Raw genomic sequence first — 16,143 nt, forward strand, 5'->3', positions numbered from 1 at the left:
TTCCATGCACGATCTTCTTTTGCGCAACGTACGGCCCATGGCGGGCGAAGCCTGCGATATTTTGATCAGGGACGGCAAGATTTCAGGTTTCGGAACATTTGAAGCCGAACCCGAAATGCCGGTCGAGGATGGTAAGGGAGCAATCGTCATCCCCGGTCTCATCGATGCCCATACGCATCTGGATAAGACCACGTGGGGCATGCCCTGGCACGTCAACAATCGTGCCGCCATCCTTCGCGAGCGGATCGATTTCGAGCGGGAGAACCGCGTTCAGATCGGCATCGATCCGTATCGCCAGTCCATGCGCCATGCCATCGGGCTCGCAGCCAATGGCGGCACCCATATTCGCAGCCATGTCGATATCGACCCCACCCACGGGCTAAAGCTGGTCGAGGGCATCTGGGAAACCCGGGAAAAGCTTGATGGTATCATCGATATCGAGATCGTCGCCTTCCCGCAATCCGGTGTCATGGTCATGCCCGGCACGGTGGAGCTTCTCGATGAAGCCTTAAAGCAGGGCTGCGAAGTGCTTGGCGGCATTGACCCCTGCGGCATCGACCGCGATCCGAAGGGCCAGCTGGACATTCTTTTCCAGCTGGCGACAAAACACGGCGTCCCGATCGATATCCATCTGCACGAAGCCGCCGACCTCGGCGCCTTCACCATGGAACTCATCTTCGAGCGCATCCGGGCAAACGGCATGCAGGGCAATGTCGCCATCAGCCATGCCTTTGCACTCGGCATGAATGACTATCTGCGCGTCGGCAGGCTGATCGACGAGATCGCGCGGCTCGACGTTGCCATTCTGACCACGGGTGCGCCATCGGCAAGCGTGCCGTCGATCATGCGCCTCAAGGAAGCGGGTGTGCGTGTTGGTGGCGGCTGTGACGGTATCCGCGATACATGGGGTCCGTGGGGACAGCCGGACATGCTGGATCGCGCCAAGATCATCGGCATGAAAAACGGACTGCGCTCGGATATCGAACTAGCCCACGTGCTGCACGTCGTTTCCAAGGGCGGCGCCGATGTAATGGGTCTCGAAGACTATGGCATGGAGATCGGATGTCATGCCGACTTCACCCTCTTGACCGGGGAAACGCTGGCGCAAGCCGTTGTCGATATCGCGCCGCGGCCGCTGGTTGTCAAAGGCGGCCGTGTCACTGCGAGAAACGGCAAAGCCATCGTGGAGGCGCCGTGATGAGCGATGTTCTTAACTCGTTGCAACTCGGCGAAAGGCCGGAAGGACGGACGTTGCTGACAGCCAGCTGGGTTGTCGGACACAAGGATGGATCGCACCGCCTTCTCAAAAACGGCGAGGTTGTCTTCGAAAATGGTGAAATCGTCTTTGTCGGGCATGAATTTCCCGGAGAGGTCGCCCGGCGTATCGATTTCGGAAATGCTCTCGTCAGCCCCGGCCTGATCGATCTCGATGCGCTTTCCGATCTCGATACGACGATCCTCGGTATCGATCATCATCCGGGCTGGGCGAAGGGCCGTGTCTGGCCGCGCTCCTATGTCGAGGCCGGTCCTTACGAGATGTATTCTCCACAAGAGCTTGCCTTCCAGAAGCGTTTCGCCTTCGGTCAGCTGCTCCTCAACGGCATCACGACGGCCGCCCCCATCGCATCGCTGTTTTATCGCGAATGGGGGGAAACCGTGGCGGAATTCGAGGCGGCCGCCGATGCCGCCGGAGAACTCGGCCTGCGGGTTTATCTCAGCCCCGCCTTCCGCTCCGGCGGCATGGTGCTGGAAGAACCGGGCCGCATGGTGCCGGTCTTTGACGAGGAACGCGGTTTTCAGGGTCTCGCCGACGCGGTCGATTTCATTGAAAAGCAGAGTGGGCGGCATGGCGATCTGGTGCGCGGCATGCTCGCACCGGATCGGGTCGAAACCTCCACTCTGGGCCTGATCGAGCGTACAGACGCTGCCGCGCGCGAACTCGGCTGCAAGTTCCGTCTCCATATGGCGCAGGGCATCATGGAGGTCGAAACGGTCCGCGAGCTTCATGGCTCTACCGCACCCGTCTGGCTCGCCAAAGCCGGGCTTCTCAGCGAAAGGTTGATCGCGCCGCACGCCACCAATGCGACGGAGGAAGATCTGGCGCTTTATGCGGAGAACGGCGTGTCGATCGTCCACTGTCCGCTGGTATCGAGCCGCGGCGGCAGCACGCTCTCGTCCTTCTCTTCCTGCCGCAAACGCGGCATCAACATTGCGATGGGAACGGATACGGCGCCGGCGGACATGTTGATGAACCTGCTCGTTGGTCTGATCACCTGTCGTATCAATGACGGCGTTCCAGACCAGATCCGCTGTGCCGATCTTTTCGATGCGGCGACGCTTGGCGGCGCGCGCGCGCTTGGACGATCTGATCTTGGCCATCTTTCGCCGGGTGCAAGGGCAGACATTGCCGTATTCGACCTCGACGATATCGTCATGGCGCCGAGCATCGATCCCATCACCACGCTGGTGACCGGCGGCTCTGGCAAGGTCACGCGGGCCGTTTTTGTCGACGGCCGTCTTTCCATGCGCGAAAGACAGGTCGCTTCTATCGACATGCGGCGTGCCCGCGAACAGGCGCAGGCACAGTTTGATCGTCTGATTGCCAAATATCCCGAACGGAGCTGGGCAAATCCGCCCGTCTCCGAAATTTTCCCTCCGAGCTATCCGGTGGAGGTCGCACAACATGGTTGAAATGAACCAATCGGTTATCGATGTCCGCAATCTCAAGGTCGAGTTTCCCGGTCGGCGCGGCACCGTTACTGCGCTTTCCGATATCAGCCTTTCGATCAGGCCCGGCGAAATTCTGGGTGTCGTCGGTGAATCCGGTGCCGGGAAATCGATGACGGGTCTCGCCATACAAGGCCTGCTCGAAAAACCCGGCCACATTGCCGGCGGTGAGATATGGCTCGGGTCGCGCCGTATCGATCAGCTGGATGACCGGGCGATGGAAAGCATTCGCGGTCGGGAGATCGGAGCGATCTTTCAGGACCCGCTGACCTCGCTCAATCCACTGTTTACGGTCGGTGCACAGCTTGTCGAAACGATCCGACAACATCTGCCACTGTCGAAAGCGGATGCACGCGCTCGGGCCGTTCAACTGCTGAAAGATGTCGGCATTCCATCACCTGCGGATCGTGTCGATCATTATCCGCACCAGTTTTCCGGTGGCATGCGCCAGCGAGTCGTTATTGCGCTGGCGCTCGCCGCTTCACCGAAACTCATCATTGCCGATGAGCCGACGACGGCGCTCGATGTCTCGATCCAGGCGCAGATCATTTCGCTGCTGCGGCGACTGTGCAAAGAAAAGCAGACCGCGGTCATGCTCGTCACCCACGATATGGGTGTGATTGCCGAGGCTGCCGACCGCGTGGCGGTGCTTTATGCCGGCCGGCTGATAGAGGTGGGACCGGTTGAACAGGTGCTGCACGAACCGCGCCACCCCTATACGCAGGGCCTGATGGCCTCCATTCCGTCGCTTGGCGCTAGGGTAGAGCGGCTCAACCAGATTGACGGGGCGATGCCGCGTCTCGATGCGATCCCGCCGGGATGTGCGTTTAATCCCCGCTGTGGTTTTGCCGGGCCGCGCTGTCTGCGGGAACGGCCTGAACTCGAAACAGTCGGCAACGGCGCCAGTGCATGCTGGCTGAACGCAGGAGGCACAGCATGACACAATCCGCAGCTCAAAAAGCAGCACTCAGCAAGCCGGCTTTGACGGTGAAGGGCCTGACGAAAACCTTCGATGTTTCGGCCCCGCTTCTCAATCGCATCATCGAGCGCAAACCACGGCAATTCGTACAGGCCGTCAACGATATCGACTTTTCCGTTCCGGCCGGTGGCTGTCTCAGCATTGTTGGTGAGAGCGGCTGCGGCAAGTCGACCGTCGCGCGCCTGGTGACAGGGCTGTTCCGGCCAAGCGCCGGCGAGTTTCAATTTGCGGCGGGCGGCAGGGGCAGCCCCCTGTCGGCGCAGATGATCTTTCAGGATCCCTATGCCTCGCTCAATCCACGTTGGCGCGTGAAGAACATCATCGCAGAGCCAATCCGTGAGCTGAAGCTGCGCGCGACAAAGGCCCAAACGATGGAGCGCGTGGAAGAGCTTCTCAAAACCGTGGGGCTGTCGGCGTCCGATGGCGAAAAGTTTCCGCATGAATTTTCCGGCGGCCAGCGCCAGCGTATCTCCATTGCCCGCGCATTGGCCAGCGAACCGGAATTCCTCGTCTGTGACGAGCCGACATCGGCGCTCGACGTTTCGGTGCAAGCGCAAGTGCTGAACCTCATGCGCCGCTTGCAGGATGAACTCGGCCTTACCTATCTCTTCATCAGCCACGACATGAGCGTTGTTCGTCACATGTCAGACCGTATCGCCGTTATGTATCTCGGGCGGATTGTGGAGGAGGGGGATACGGAAGAGCTTTTCGCCAATCCGCGCCATCCCTATACGCGGCTGCTTCTCCAGACGATCCCCAATATCAAGACGCCGCAGCGGGATCGGGAGATTGTGGCAGGCGAAGTACCGAGTCCTCTAAAGCCACCTTCGGGTTGCGCTTTTCACCCCCGTTGCCCGCTGGCGACGGCGCAATGCTCAGCAGAGGTGCCAAACGTGAAAAGCCTCGCCAACGGCACGCGGGTCGCCTGTCATCTGGTCGAAGATGATGTGGAGTGGACGGGCCAGCGACAGCGCGCCTGAGAGGGGGATCAGCCGAGTGCTGCGCGCAGGTCGTGGGAAAGGTCGCGGATTTCGCTGAGATCGAGTTCCGCTTCCACATGCTCAAGGTGGTGGGTCATCAGGTGGATGGCCCGCGACGGATCGTTGTTGGCGATCGCATCGACGATTTCCGCATGTTCGTCCGGGCCGCAGTTGAAGCGATCCGTGTTACGGTAGACGGCGGTTATCAGCGACGAGCGGGAGATGAGGTCGCGCATGGTGGTAAAGAGGAAATCGGAACCGAGCGTTTCCGCAAGCAGCAGGTGGAACCCGCCGGAAAGCTTGATGATGTCGGTCGTGACGTTTTTGGTATTGGCCACGCGCTCTTTCGCCACATGGTCGCGCAGTTTTTTGAGATCGGTTTTGGTAGCGGATTTGCACAGTCTTTCGACGACGCATTGCTCGACGGTGCGGCGCACGAAGAACACATCGCGGGCTTCCTCGACCGATGGTTTGGAGACAAATGCGCCGCGATTGGGAACAATCGTCACCAGCCCGTCACGCTCAAGAACGGACAAGGCCTGGCGGATTCTTGCACGACTGACGCCGAAGATTGTCGCCAGTTGCTCTTCCTTCAACTGCACGCCCGGACGCAGCCGGCGTTCGGCAATCGAAAGCCATACTTTCTCGACAATCTGCTGCGTGGACGGGCCGGCCTGCTCGCTCATTCGACATACTCCCCAATCGCGGTAGAGAAGCGCGATGTGAATGAAAAAGTCAACTGTATCAACGGGATTTTGGTTGCAACATTGTCAACAATATGAAAGATAATTGTCGACTAAATTAGGATGCCGATCATGGAATTCGATTTCAGCGTGCTTGAGCCCCAGAGCCGCTACCGCCTTTTGACGAATTTTATCGGTCCGCGACCGATCGCGCTTGTGACGACCCGTTCGCAAGCGGGCCATAACAATGCAGCGCCGATGAGCTTCTTCAACGTCTTTTCTCATGATCCGCCCATCGTCGTCCTCGGCATTCAGCCGAAGGTCAGCGGGGAGGAAAAGGACACGATGGCGAATATTCGCCGCACCGGCGAGTTCGTCGTCAATATGGTGGACATGGCGCTCTCTGAACAGATGCTGATCTGTGGTCTCGGCTTTGACAATGAAGTTGACGAGATGTCGATGGCAAAGCTCACGCCCGCGCCATGCACCAAGATCGACGTAAGTTATGTTGCGCAATCGCCTTGCGCCTTCGAGTGCCGGGTGGAGCGACTGATCGATTACCCCCGCCGAACACTGGTGTTGGGCGAAGTGGTGCATATGCATGTCCATAACGAGTGCCTCGATGAAGAGGGGCGTTATGTCGATCCCGATCGCTACCAGCCGATCGCCCGGCTTCACGCCGACAACTACATCACCTCGGATCGCCAGTTCGTTTTGAAGGCGCCACCTATCACCGATTTCACCGCGCCTGACGGCAAGTGACAGCTTTTCAGGATGTGTGCGATGCATATTCGTTTGATCAATCCCAATTCCACCGCTTCCATGACCGCGCAGGCACTCGATAGCGCGCTGCGGGTCAAGCAGAAGGAAACCCACGTCTCCGCGGCAAATCCGGTCGACACCCCCGTCAGCATTGAAGGGCAGGCGGATGAGGCCATGGCCGTTCCGGGGCTTCTGGCGGAAATCCGCAAAGGAGAGGGGCAGGGTGTGGACGCCTACGTGATCGCCTGTTTCGACGATCCGGGACTTCACGCCGCGCGCGAAGTGGCGCGGGGGCCGGTTATCGGCATCTGCCAGGCGGCAGTTCAGGTGGCGATGACGATCAGCCGCCGTTTCTCGATCATCACCACGCTTCCTCGGTCCATTCCGATCATCGAAGATCTGGTGGAGGATTATGGCGCTCAAAGGCATTGCCGAAATGTTCGCGCGATCGACCTGCCGGTTCTTGGTCTTGAGGAGGATCCGGAGGTCGCGGAAGCACTGCTCCGCCGCGAAATCGAGGCTGCCAAGCGTGAGAATGCGGCGGAGGCTATTATCCTTGGCTGCGCCGGCATGTCATCTCTCTGCGACCGCCTGCGGGAGGCCACCGGTGTGCCCGTCATCGATGGTGTCACGGCTGCGATCAAGCTTGCCGAAGCTCTGGTGGGCGCGGGTTACAACACCTCGAAGGTCAACGCCTACGATTATCCGCGCTTGAAGGGGCCGGCGCTCGTCGCCTGCGCTTAGCCGCAAGGAAAATGCCTGCAGCTATTTGCGGGCGCCGCCGCCGCGTTCTAGTGTTCTTCCGCGTGCACCGGTCTAAGGATTGCGCGCCGGGGGAGAGCATATGATCGACAAGCTGGAATTTTTCATTGCATTGGCGCGGGCAGAACATTTCGGCCGGGCGGCGGAGGAATGTGGTGTCTCCCAGCCCAGCCTGTCGGCGGCAATCCGGCAATTGGAGGATCAGCTGGGTGTCGTTCTCGTCGTGCGTTCGGCGCGGTACCAGGGGCTGACCCCGGAAGGCCAGCGTGTGCTCGAATGGGCGCGTCGCATTGTTGGCGATGCGCGCACCATGCGCGAGGAAATGCGCGCTGCCCGCAAGGGTCTTGCCGGACACATTCGCCTTGCCGTCATTCCGACTGCGCTGGCGATGGTACCGCGATTGACGGAATCTTTTCAGGCGCGCCATCCCGATGTGACGTTTTCGGTGACTTCACGAACCTCGTTGCAGGTCTTGAGCCAGATCGAAAACCTCGAGATCGATGCGGGAATCAGTTACCTCGACAACGAACCACTCGGGCGTGTGACGACTGTGCCGCTTTATTCGGAGCGATATCACCTCATTGCCGCGGCCGGAACGCCGCTCGCTGATCAGGAAAGCGTTACCTGGAAGCAGGTTTCCGGTCTTAGGTTATGCCTATTGACCCCGGACATGCAGAACCGGCGCATCATCAACAGGCACATGGCCGAAGCTGGAGTGGAGGCCAAACCGACACTTGAATCCAACTCCATGATCGTGCTGTTTTCCCATATCCGCACCGGACAATGGGCTTCAATAATGCCGCGTAACCTCGCTGAATCGTTCGGTTTTCCAAAGCAGATCAGGATTATCCCGATCACCGATCCTGACCCGGAACATCTCGTCGGCCTGATTGCCACACACCGGGAACCGCACACGCCTCTAGTTTCGGCGCTTCTGCATGAGGCGCGTCTCAGAGCCGCAGAAAAATCATTTGATAGGAATTTCCTATCACACGACGGAAACGACTTATTGACCTGACGAGCCGCACTTCGCCATTCTCAATGACATGAGGGGCGTGGCGATGAGCTTGATGCAAGTTTTGGTCGCCATTCCTGCCCCTGTCGGTTTGGGAGGACTGGCTTATGAATATCAGAGCGGTTGCCGCAGATGAGGCGGCCCGTATTTCCGCTGTCACTGGCGAACTTCTTCATCTGGAAGGGCCTCTGCTGCCCATCCTGCACGCCGTGCAGGATGAATTCGGCTATATCCCGGAAAGCGCCAAGCAGATCATCGCATCCGCGCTGAATATCTCGCGCGCCGAGGTCCATGGCGTCGTCACCTTCTATCCCGATTTTCGTGATCATCCCCACGGGCGTCATGTCCTGAAGCTCTGTCGCGCCGAGGCTTGCCAGTCGATGGGTGGCGAGCCTCTTTCAGAAACCGTCAAGAACCGCCTCGGTCTCGACTGGCATGAAACGTCCGCCGATGGTTCCGTGACGCTGGAGCCGGTCTTTTGTCTCGGGCTTTGCGCGCAGGCGCCAGCGCTGATGCTGGATGGCGAAGTCCATGCCCGTCTTGATGAGGACTGTCTTAGCGACATTCTGACGGAGGCGCGCCGATGAGTGTCACCGTCTTTGTTCCAGGCGATTCTGCCGCCCTTGCCGTTGGTGCAAACCGCGTCGCCGATGCCATCGCCCGCGAAGCCGCTGGTCGCAACCTTGACGTCCGGATTGTCCGCAACGGCTCGCGCGGCATGCTCTGGCTTGAAGTGCTGGTGGAAGTGCGCACCGAGCATGGCCGTATCGCCTATGGTCCCGTCAAGGCAAGCGATGTCGCCTCGCTTTTTGATGCCAATTTCCTGACCGGCGGCGAGCATCGCCTCTGTCTCGGGCCGACGAAGGACATTCCCTTCCTGAAAGGCCAGACGCGTCTCACATTTGCCCGGTGCGGCGTGACCGATCCATTGTCTCTGGAGGATTATCGGGCCTATCACGGCATGAAGGGCCTTGAAAAAGCTGTTGGGATGGCGCCGTCCGATATCGTTGCCGAGGTGACCCAGAGTGGCCTGCGTGGACGTGGCGGGGCTGGTTTCCCGACGGGTATCAAATGGAAGACCGTCGCTGATGCGGTGGCCGACCAGAAATATATCGTGTGCAATGCGGATGAGGGCGACAGCGGCACCTTCGCCGACCGTATGATCATGGAGGGCGACCCCTTTGTGCTGATCGAAGGCATGGCCATTGCCGGCCTCGCCGTCGGTGCGACCAAGGGGTTCATATATACTCGCTCGGAATATCCCTACGCGATCAAGGTCATGGAAAAGGCAATCGAGATCGCAAGGCGTGAGGGTATTCTTGGGCCTTCCGTCCTCGGCTCCGGTCGCGCGTTCGACATGGAAGTGCGCATGGGCGCCGGTGCCTATGTGTGCGGCGAGGAAACGTCGCTGCTCAACAGCCTTGAAGGCAAACGAGGCACGGTGCGCGCCAAGCCGCCGCTACCCGCGCTTCAGGGCCTGTTCGGCAAGCCGACCGTCGTCAACAATGTCATCTCGCTTGCATCCATTCCCGTCATTATGGATCGTGGCGCAGCGTTTTATCGCGATTTCGGTGTCGGCCGTTCGCATGGCACCATCCCGATCCAGCTTGCCGGAAACATCAAACATGGCGGGCTTTACGAGACCGCCTTCGGCCTGCCACTCGGACAACTCGTCAATGATATCGGCGGCGGCACGATCACTGGCCGTCCGGTCAAGGCGGTGCAGGTGGGCGGTCCGCTCGGGGCCTATTTCCCGGTTTCGCTGTTCGACACGATCTTCGACTACGAGGCGTTCACGGCCGCTGGTGGCCTCATCGGCCATGCGGGCATCGTTGTCTTCGATGACACGGCAGACATGCTGCATCAGGCGCGGTTTGCACTGGAATTCTGCGCGGTCGAAAGCTGCGGCAAGTGCACGCCCTGTCGCATCGGCTCGACGCGTGGCGTCGAGACGGTGGACAAGATCGCGCTCGGCATCGAGCGGGAGAAAAACACGGCATTGCTGGAAGACCTCTGTGAAACCATGAAATTCGGTTCGCTCTGTGCGCTTGGGGGTTTCACGCCCTATCCAGTGATGAGCGCACTGAGGCATTTCCCGGATGATTTTGCCCCCACCCCACATGTTGAAGCGGCGGAGTAAGACCATGGCCCTTGTGACAGAATTCGACTATGGAACCCCCAAGTCCCTCGCCACTGACATGGTGACGCTCACCATCGATGGACGTCAGGTGACTGTTCCCGCGGGAACGTCGATCATGCGCGCCTCGCGCGAAGCAGGTATCGATGTGCCGAAACTCTGCGCCACCGACATGGTGGACGCCTTCGGCTCCTGCCGCCTCTGTCTTATCGAGGTGGAGGGCCGCAACGGCACCCCCGCCTCCTGCACCACGCCGGTTGCTGCCGGTCTTGTCGTGCATACTCAGACGGAGCGGCTGAAGCAGATACGCAAGGGTGTGATGGAGCTTTATATCTCCGACCACCCGCTCGATTGTCTGACCTGCGCCGCCAATGGCGATTGTGAGCTACAGGATATGGCGGGCGCCGTTGGCCTGCGCGATGTGCGTTACGGTTACGAAGGCGACAACCACGTCAAGGCCCGCACCGGGGAGGGCGAACTCAATGCCCGCTGGATGCCGAAGGATGAAAGCAACCCCTATTTCACCTATGATCCTTCCAAATGCATCGTCTGCTCCCGCTGCGTACGCGCCTGCGAGGAAGTGCAGGGCACTTTTGCACTAACGATCGAAGGGCGCGGTTTCGAAAGCCGTGTATCGCCCGGTGCGCATGAGGCGTTCCTCGATTCCGACTGTGTTTCCTGCGGCGCCTGCGTGCAGGCCTGCCCGACAGCGACGCTGACGGAGAAATCGGTGATCGAGATTGGCCAGCCGGAACATTCGCTGGTCACGACTTGCGCCTATTGCGGCGTCGGCTGCTCCTTCAAGGCGGAAATGCGCGGTGAGGAACTGGTGCGGATGGTGCCGTGGAAGGACGGGCAGGCCAATCGCGGCCATTCCTGCGTCAAGGGCCGCTTTGCTTATGGTTATGCCACCCACAGGGACCGCATTCTCAACCCGATGATCCGCGAAAAGATCAGCGACCCGTGGCGGGAAGTGACCTGGGAGGAAGCCTTCTCCCATGTCGCGTCGGAGTTCCGGCGTATTCAGGGCCAATATGGCCGGGAATCCATCGGCGGTATCACCTCGTCCCGCTGCACGAACGAAGAAACCTTCCTCGTCCAGAAACTTATCCGCGCCGGTTTCGGCAACAATAATGTCGATACCTGCGCCCGCGTCTGCCATTCGCCGACAGGTTATGGCCTCGGCCAGGCCTTTGGCACCTCCGCCGGCACACAGAATTTCGACAGTGTCGAGCAATCCGATGTGGTGCTGGTAATCGGCGCAAACCCGACCGACGGCCACCCCGTTTTCGGTTCGCGATTGAAGAAGCGGCTGCGTCAGGGCGCGAAACTGATCGTCATCGATCCGCGCCGTATTGATCTTGTGCGCACACCGCATGTGGAGGCCGCTTTCCATCTGCCGCTGCTGCCGGGTACTAACGTTGCGGTGCTGACGGCGCTGGCGCATGTCATCGTCACGGAAGGCCTGTTCAACGAAGCCTTCATCCGCGAACGCTGCGACTGGTCGGAATTTGAGGATTGGGCGGCGTTCGTTGCAGAACCCCAGCATAGCCCGGAAGAGACGGAACGTTACACGGGCGTTCCTGCAGAAGATCTGCGTGGTGCTGCCCGGCTTTATGCCAAAGGCGGCAACGGCGCGATCTATTACGGCCTCGGGGTTACCGAGCACAGCCAGGGTTCGACGACCGTCATGGCGATCGCCAATCTCGCCATGGTCACGGGCAACATTGGTCGTCCGGGTGTAGGCGTCAATCCTTTGCGCGGCCAGAACAATGTTCAGGGCTCCTGCGACATGGGGTCTTTCCCTCACGAGCTTCCGGGCTATCGGCATATTTCCGACGACGCCACGCGCGACATCTTCGAAAAACTCTGGGGCGTGAAGCTCAACAACGAACCGGGGCTGCGTATTCCCAACATGCTCGATGCGGCCGTGGATGGCAGCTTCAAGGGCATCTATATTCAGGGCGAGGATATTCTCCAGTCCGATCCGGATACGAAGCACGTTTCGGCCGGTCTCGCCGCGATGGAATGTGTCGTGGTGCACGATCTCTTCCTGAACGAGACGGCGAACTACGCCCATGTCTTCTTGCCGGGTTCGACCTTCCTCGAAAAGGACGGCACCTTCACCAATGCCGAGCGCCGCATCAACCGCGTTCGCAAGGTCATGTCGCCGAAAAACGGTTATGCCGACTGGGAAGTGACGCAGAAGCTGGCACAGTCCATGGGACTTGCGTGGAATTACATGCATCCGTCCGAGATCATGGACGAGATCGCGGCGACGACACCGAGCTTTGCCGGTGTTTCCTATGACTATCTGGAAGAAAAGGGCTCGGTGCAGTGGCCCTGCAATGAGAAATTCCCGGATGGTTCGCCAATCATGCATGTGGACGGTTTCGTGCGCGGCAAGGGCAAGTTCATCCGCACCGAATATGTGGCGACGGACGAACGCACCGGTCCGCGTTTCCCGCTGCTTCTCACCACCGGCCGCATCCTGTCGCAATACAATGTCGGCGCGCAGACGCGGCGCACCGAAAACGTCGTCTGGCATGAGGAGGATCGTCTTGAAATCCACCCGCACGATGCCGAACAGCGCGGCGTAAAGGACGGCGACTGGATCAAGCTTGCCAGCCGGTCAGGAGACACGACGCTGCGGGCGCTGATTACCGACCGTGTGGCGCCGGGCGTGGTCTATACGACCTTCCACCATCCCGGCACGCAGGCGAATGTCATTACGACTGACTTCTCCGACTGGGCGACCAACTGCCCCGAATACAAGGTGACCGCCGTGCAGGTATCGCCGTCCAACGGTCCGACGGAATGGCAGGAGGAATATGATGCGCTTGGTCGCCGTTCGCGGCGGATCAGCGGCAAGCTCGAAGCGGCGGAATAAGGAGGGCCGGGTGCGCCCGGCCTTGTCACACAAAGAGGCGTCGGCCGGCAGCCGACGCGGGGGAAGAGGTCATGTTGCTCAACCACACCGATGAAAAGCTGGTGAGAATGGCGAACCAGATCGCGACGTTCTTTCTGTCGCAGCCGGAAGATATTCGCATTGAGGGTGTCGCCACCCACATCAACAAGTTCTGGGAACCGCGCATGCGACGCCGGTTCTTCGAGATGGCGGATGCCGGGGCAGGTGATTTTCTGCCGCTTGTGCTTGCCGCGTCGAAGGAGATCAAGCGGCCCGACGATCCGGCGCCCGATGCTGTGGGGCTCGGCGACGATGCCAAGGGCGCGCCGGGTGGCAAAGGACCGGTTGCGGGAGAGTCCCCTTCAGAGCCGAGCGTCCCGGAAAGCACACAGGCTTGAGCGGCGTGACCGCATAATCACACTTTCGACCGGACGGGGGACGTTCGGCGATATCGGTGTTCGCCTGGCGGGGCGAACGTGACATGTCCAGACATCCACGAGGGAGGTATTGTCAATGGCAGTAGCAGGTGCAACAGCGGGAGAAGCGGCGCAAGCCGGCTTTTTGGACCGCGAACGAATAATCGCAAGACCGGGTTTCAATCGCTGGCTGGTGCCTCCGGCTGCCCTTGCCATCCATCTATGCATCGGCATGGCCTATGGTTTCAGCGTGTTCTGGCTGCCGCTGTCCAAGGCGCTGCCGGTCACGGACCCCAGTTGCTCCAGCCTCACCCTGCTGGGTGCGCTGTTCACCACTGAGTGCAACTGGCGCGTGGCCGATCTCGGCTGGATCTATACGCTTTTCTTCGTTCTTCTGGGCTGCTCGGCGGCCATCTGGGGCGGCTGGCTGGAAAGAGTGGGGCCGCGCAAGGCCGGCTTCGTTTCCGCCTGCTGCTGGTGCGGCGGTATTCTGGTGGCGGCAGTCGGCGTCATCACGCACCAACTCTGGCTGATGTGGCTGGGCGCTGGCGTCATTGGCGGCATCGGGCTCGGCCTTGGCTATATTTCGCCGGTGTCGACGCTGATCAAATGGTTCCCGGACCGTCGTGGCATGGCGACGGGCATGGCTATCATGGGATTCGGCGGTGGTGCGATGATTGGTGCGCCGCTCGCCAATCTCCTGATGAACAACTTCAAGACGGATGTCTCTGTCGGCGTCTGGCAGACTTTCGTCGTCATGGCGCTGATCTATTTCGCCTTCATGATGGCGGGCGCCTTCGGTTACCGCATTCCGCCATCGGGCTGGCGTCCCGAAGGTTGGACGGCGCCGGCTGCCAAAAGCGCCATGATAACCCATCGTCATGTACATCTGCGCGATGCGCACAAGACGCCGCAGTTCTGGCTCATCTGGGCGGTGTTGTGCCTGAATGTTTCGGCGGGTATCGGCGTCATCGGTATGGCCTCGCCCATGCTGCAGGAAATCTTCGCTGGCTCGCTGATCGGCTTGCCGGGCGTGGGCTTTGCAGATCTCGATGCCGGACAGAAGGCGCAGATCGCGGCGATTGCCGCCGGTTTCACCGGGCTTCTTTCGCTCTTCAACATTGGTGGCCGCTTCTTCTGGGCGTCGATGTCTGACAAGATCGGCCGCAAGAACACTTATTTCTGCTTCTTTATTCTCGGCATCATTCTTTATGCGCTGGCGCCGACGCTTGCGACGATGGGCAACAAGGCGCTGTTCGTTCTGGCCTTTGGTATCATCCTGTCCATGTATGGCGGCGGTTTCGCCACCATCCCGGCCTATCTCGCGGATATTTTCGGCACGCAGTTCGTCGGCGCAATCCATGGCCGCCTGCTGACGGCGTGGGCGACTGCTGGCATTGCCGGTCCGGTCGTCGTCAACTACATCCGAGAGGCACAGATTGCGGCGGGTGTGGCGCCAGGACCCGCGCTCTACACCAGCACCATGTACATTCTGGCAGGCATGCTGGCGATCGGCCTTGTGGCCAATGCCTTCGTGCGGCCGCTCTCGGACAAGTGGTTCATGCCGGATGCGGAAGTTGCAGCCCTGCAGGCAAAGACCGCTGCCGCCAATGCCGGCCCGACAGGCTCCTTCGGCATCGGACGGGGCGGATTGGACACCAAGGCGGCGCTTGCCTGGGTCGCCGTCGGTATTCCGCTTCTGTGGGGTGTGTGGGTTACCGTGAAAAGCAGCCTTGCCCTGTTCGGCTGACGTCCATCGGCCTCGGTCGTGCAGGATTGATGCACGGCCGAAAAACATATGCCGGCTCATGGCCGGCATATAAACTGATAAAAGCGAAAACGTGCAGCTTGCCGGCAAGGCTTCCATCAACGCCAGCTGGCAAGCAGTCCTTCAAGCGTTGCACGATCTTCCTTGTCCAGACGGGCAAGCCCAGGCGCGCGAACGGGGCCAACCTCGAACCCCAGGATTTCCATGGCTTCCTTCACCACGGTCACGTTTGCGCCGTTGCGGTATCGTGTCCGTAGCCGTTCGAACAGCTCGATCTTTTCAACGATCTTCCGTGCCGCCGGGAAATCGCCGGCCGTTAGGGCGTCATGAACCTGCAGGGAAAATTGCGGTGCGACATTGACGAGACCGGAGGTGAAGCCGCGTGCGCCAGCCGCCGAAAAGGCCGGCGCCCAGCTTTCAGCCAGTCCGCAGACATATAGAGCGCCGTTCGGATCGGAAGCGGCAATCGCGCGCGACAGAAGCATGATGTCGGTCGTCGCAAACTTTATACCTGCGACATTCGGGTGGCCGGAAAGCCTTACCATGTCATTGACCGAGAAGCCGTCCGCCCGGACATACGCGACCAGCGGTAATTCGCTGCCCTCCGCAAGGCCAATAAAATAGTCGATCTGCGATTGCGGGGCTGCAAAAGGGTCGACCGGCTGATGCGACATGACGGCGGATGCGCCCATTTCTTTTGCCTGACGCGCCATGGAAAGCGCCTCGCGCTGCGAGCGTCCAATAGCCGCCGTGACCGGGGCTTTGCCGCTGACGCCATTTATCGCAGCCTCATAAACTTTCAGAATTTCTGCGGGCGTCAAGGCGTAGAATTCGCCGGTATTGCCTGCCGCGACGATATTGTGGATGCCTGCCTTTGCGACGCGGGCGTAAACCGCGGCGGTAACGCCGGTCTCCACTTCGCCGCCTGCATCGTAAGCTGTTACCGGAACGCCGGAGATGCCCTGCAGGGCCTGGCGAAAATCGAATGTCGTCATCAACTGGGTTC

The 16,143-nt window shown here is 60.1% G+C and carries 14 protein-coding genes; 12 read left to right on the forward strand and 2 right to left on the reverse strand.

Annotated features, from left to right (window positions below; genetic code table 11):
• Window positions 1-4: 4 nt before the first annotated feature.
• From O9X91_RS19630 to O9X91_RS19645, 4 genes are read left to right on the forward strand one after another with little or no spacing between them, the layout of a single operon-like run.
• Window positions 5-1,198 (forward strand): amidohydrolase family protein, encoded by a 1,194-nt coding sequence (locus tag O9X91_RS19630; RefSeq protein WP_142913832.1) that lies wholly within the window; start codon window positions 5-7, stop codon window positions 1,196-1,198.
• A complete protein-coding gene (locus O9X91_RS19635; RefSeq protein WP_142913831.1) occupies window positions 1,198-2,691 on the forward strand; it encodes an amidohydrolase family protein in 1,494 nt (497 codons plus the stop codon). Before O9X91_RS19630 ends, O9X91_RS19635 begins: the two co-directional genes overlap by 1 nt.
• Entirely contained in the window at window positions 2,684-3,667 is a 984-nt protein-coding gene (locus O9X91_RS19640; RefSeq protein ID WP_121459731.1) for an ABC transporter ATP-binding protein, read from the forward strand. The genes O9X91_RS19635 and O9X91_RS19640 overlap by 8 nt, the downstream gene beginning before the upstream one ends.
• On the forward strand, window positions 3,664-4,686 hold the full coding sequence (locus O9X91_RS19645) for an ABC transporter ATP-binding protein (protein ID WP_142913830.1): 1,023 nt from the start codon (window positions 3,664-3,666) through the stop codon (window positions 4,684-4,686). The genes O9X91_RS19640 and O9X91_RS19645 overlap by 4 nt, the downstream gene beginning before the upstream one ends.
• Before the next feature lie 8 nt (window positions 4,687-4,694).
• On the opposite strand, the gene O9X91_RS19650 is transcribed toward O9X91_RS19645, so the two are convergent.
• Window positions 4,695-5,372 (reverse strand): GntR family transcriptional regulator, encoded by a 678-nt coding sequence (locus tag O9X91_RS19650; protein WP_044458905.1) that lies wholly within the window; start codon window positions 5,370-5,372, stop codon window positions 4,695-4,697.
• A gap of 129 nt (window positions 5,373-5,501) precedes the next feature.
• Between O9X91_RS19650 and O9X91_RS19655 the strand changes: the two genes are divergently transcribed.
• The 8 genes from O9X91_RS19655 to O9X91_RS19690 all read left to right on the forward strand — a co-directional run bounded on the left by O9X91_RS19655 (window position 5,502) and on the right by O9X91_RS19690 (window position 15,119).
• Entirely contained in the window at window positions 5,502-6,131 is a 630-nt protein-coding gene (locus O9X91_RS19655) for a flavin reductase family protein (RefSeq protein WP_142913829.1), read from the forward strand.
• A 21-nt stretch (window positions 6,132-6,152) separates the two neighbouring features.
• A complete protein-coding gene (locus O9X91_RS19660) occupies window positions 6,153-6,875 on the forward strand; it encodes an aspartate/glutamate racemase family protein (protein WP_137411137.1) in 723 nt (240 codons plus the stop codon).
• A 100-nt stretch (window positions 6,876-6,975) separates the two neighbouring features.
• Window positions 6,976-7,911 carry a LysR family transcriptional regulator gene (locus O9X91_RS19665; protein WP_077983897.1) on the forward strand — a complete coding sequence of 312 codons (936 nt, stop codon included), beginning with the start codon at window positions 6,976-6,978 and terminating at the stop codon, window positions 7,909-7,911.
• Window positions 7,912-8,015: 104 nt separating this feature from the next.
• Window positions 8,016-8,495, forward strand: a complete 480-nt coding sequence (locus O9X91_RS19670; protein WP_269833884.1) for a formate dehydrogenase subunit gamma — start codon at window positions 8,016-8,018, stop codon at window positions 8,493-8,495.
• Window positions 8,492-10,048: a formate dehydrogenase beta subunit gene (locus tag O9X91_RS19675; RefSeq protein WP_137411135.1), complete on the forward strand. Its 1,557-nt coding sequence runs from the start codon at window positions 8,492-8,494 to the stop codon at window positions 10,046-10,048. The genes O9X91_RS19670 and O9X91_RS19675 overlap by 4 nt, the downstream gene beginning before the upstream one ends.
• Before the next feature lie 4 nt (window positions 10,049-10,052).
• Window positions 10,053-12,935 carry a formate dehydrogenase subunit alpha gene (gene fdhF / locus O9X91_RS19680; protein WP_269833883.1) on the forward strand — a complete coding sequence of 961 codons (2,883 nt, stop codon included), beginning with the start codon at window positions 10,053-10,055 and terminating at the stop codon, window positions 12,933-12,935.
• Between the two features lie 71 nt (window positions 12,936-13,006).
• Window positions 13,007-13,351, forward strand: coding sequence for a formate dehydrogenase subunit delta (locus O9X91_RS19685; RefSeq protein ID WP_269824356.1), 345 nt, complete (start codon window positions 13,007-13,009; stop codon window positions 13,349-13,351).
• Window positions 13,352-13,466: 115 nt separating this feature from the next.
• On the forward strand, window positions 13,467-15,119 hold the full coding sequence (locus O9X91_RS19690; RefSeq protein ID WP_077983892.1) for an OFA family MFS transporter: 1,653 nt from the start codon (window positions 13,467-13,469) through the stop codon (window positions 15,117-15,119).
• 116 nt (window positions 15,120-15,235) lie between these two features.
• Here the strand turns inward: O9X91_RS19690 and O9X91_RS19695 are convergent, their stop codons facing one another.
• A complete protein-coding gene (locus O9X91_RS19695; RefSeq protein ID WP_142913826.1) occupies window positions 15,236-16,132 on the reverse strand; it encodes a dihydrodipicolinate synthase family protein in 897 nt (298 codons plus the stop codon).
• Window positions 16,133-16,143 lie beyond the last annotated feature (11 nt).

It is taken from the genome of Agrobacterium salinitolerans (assembly GCF_027498475.1).
In the GTDB taxonomy this organism is placed as follows: Bacteria; Pseudomonadota; Alphaproteobacteria; order Rhizobiales; family Rhizobiaceae; genus Agrobacterium; species Agrobacterium salinitolerans.

What these genes read in the sequence shown, in the direction of transcription:
- O9X91_RS19630 (WP_142913832.1), top strand. Translation starts at nt 5, where the DNA reads ATGCACGATCTTCTTTTGCGCAACGTACGGCCCATGGCGGGCGAAGCC.
- O9X91_RS19635 (WP_142913831.1), top strand. Translation starts at nt 1,198, where the DNA reads ATGAGCGATGTTCTTAACTCGTTGCAACTCGGCGAAAGGCCGGAAGGA.
- O9X91_RS19640 (WP_121459731.1), top strand. Translation starts at nt 2,684, where the DNA reads ATGGTTGAAATGAACCAATCGGTTATCGATGTCCGCAATCTCAAGGTC.
- O9X91_RS19645 (WP_142913830.1), top strand. Translation starts at nt 3,664, where the DNA reads ATGACACAATCCGCAGCTCAAAAAGCAGCACTCAGCAAGCCGGCTTTG.
- O9X91_RS19650 (WP_044458905.1), bottom strand. Translation starts at nt 5,372, where the DNA reads ATGAGCGAGCAGGCCGGCCCGTCCACGCAGCAGATTGTCGAGAAAGTA.
- O9X91_RS19655 (WP_142913829.1), top strand. Translation starts at nt 5,502, where the DNA reads ATGGAATTCGATTTCAGCGTGCTTGAGCCCCAGAGCCGCTACCGCCTT.
- O9X91_RS19660 (WP_137411137.1), top strand. Translation starts at nt 6,153, where the DNA reads ATGCATATTCGTTTGATCAATCCCAATTCCACCGCTTCCATGACCGCG.
- O9X91_RS19665 (WP_077983897.1), top strand. Translation starts at nt 6,976, where the DNA reads ATGATCGACAAGCTGGAATTTTTCATTGCATTGGCGCGGGCAGAACAT.
- O9X91_RS19670 (WP_269833884.1), top strand. Translation starts at nt 8,016, where the DNA reads ATGAATATCAGAGCGGTTGCCGCAGATGAGGCGGCCCGTATTTCCGCT.
- O9X91_RS19675 (WP_137411135.1), top strand. Translation starts at nt 8,492, where the DNA reads ATGAGTGTCACCGTCTTTGTTCCAGGCGATTCTGCCGCCCTTGCCGTT.
- fdhF (WP_269833883.1), top strand. Translation starts at nt 10,053, where the DNA reads ATGGCCCTTGTGACAGAATTCGACTATGGAACCCCCAAGTCCCTCGCC.
- O9X91_RS19685 (WP_269824356.1), top strand. Translation starts at nt 13,007, where the DNA reads ATGTTGCTCAACCACACCGATGAAAAGCTGGTGAGAATGGCGAACCAG.
- O9X91_RS19690 (WP_077983892.1), top strand. Translation starts at nt 13,467, where the DNA reads ATGGCAGTAGCAGGTGCAACAGCGGGAGAAGCGGCGCAAGCCGGCTTT.
- O9X91_RS19695 (WP_142913826.1), bottom strand. Translation starts at nt 16,132, where the DNA reads ATGACGACATTCGATTTTCGCCAGGCCCTGCAGGGCATCTCCGGCGTT.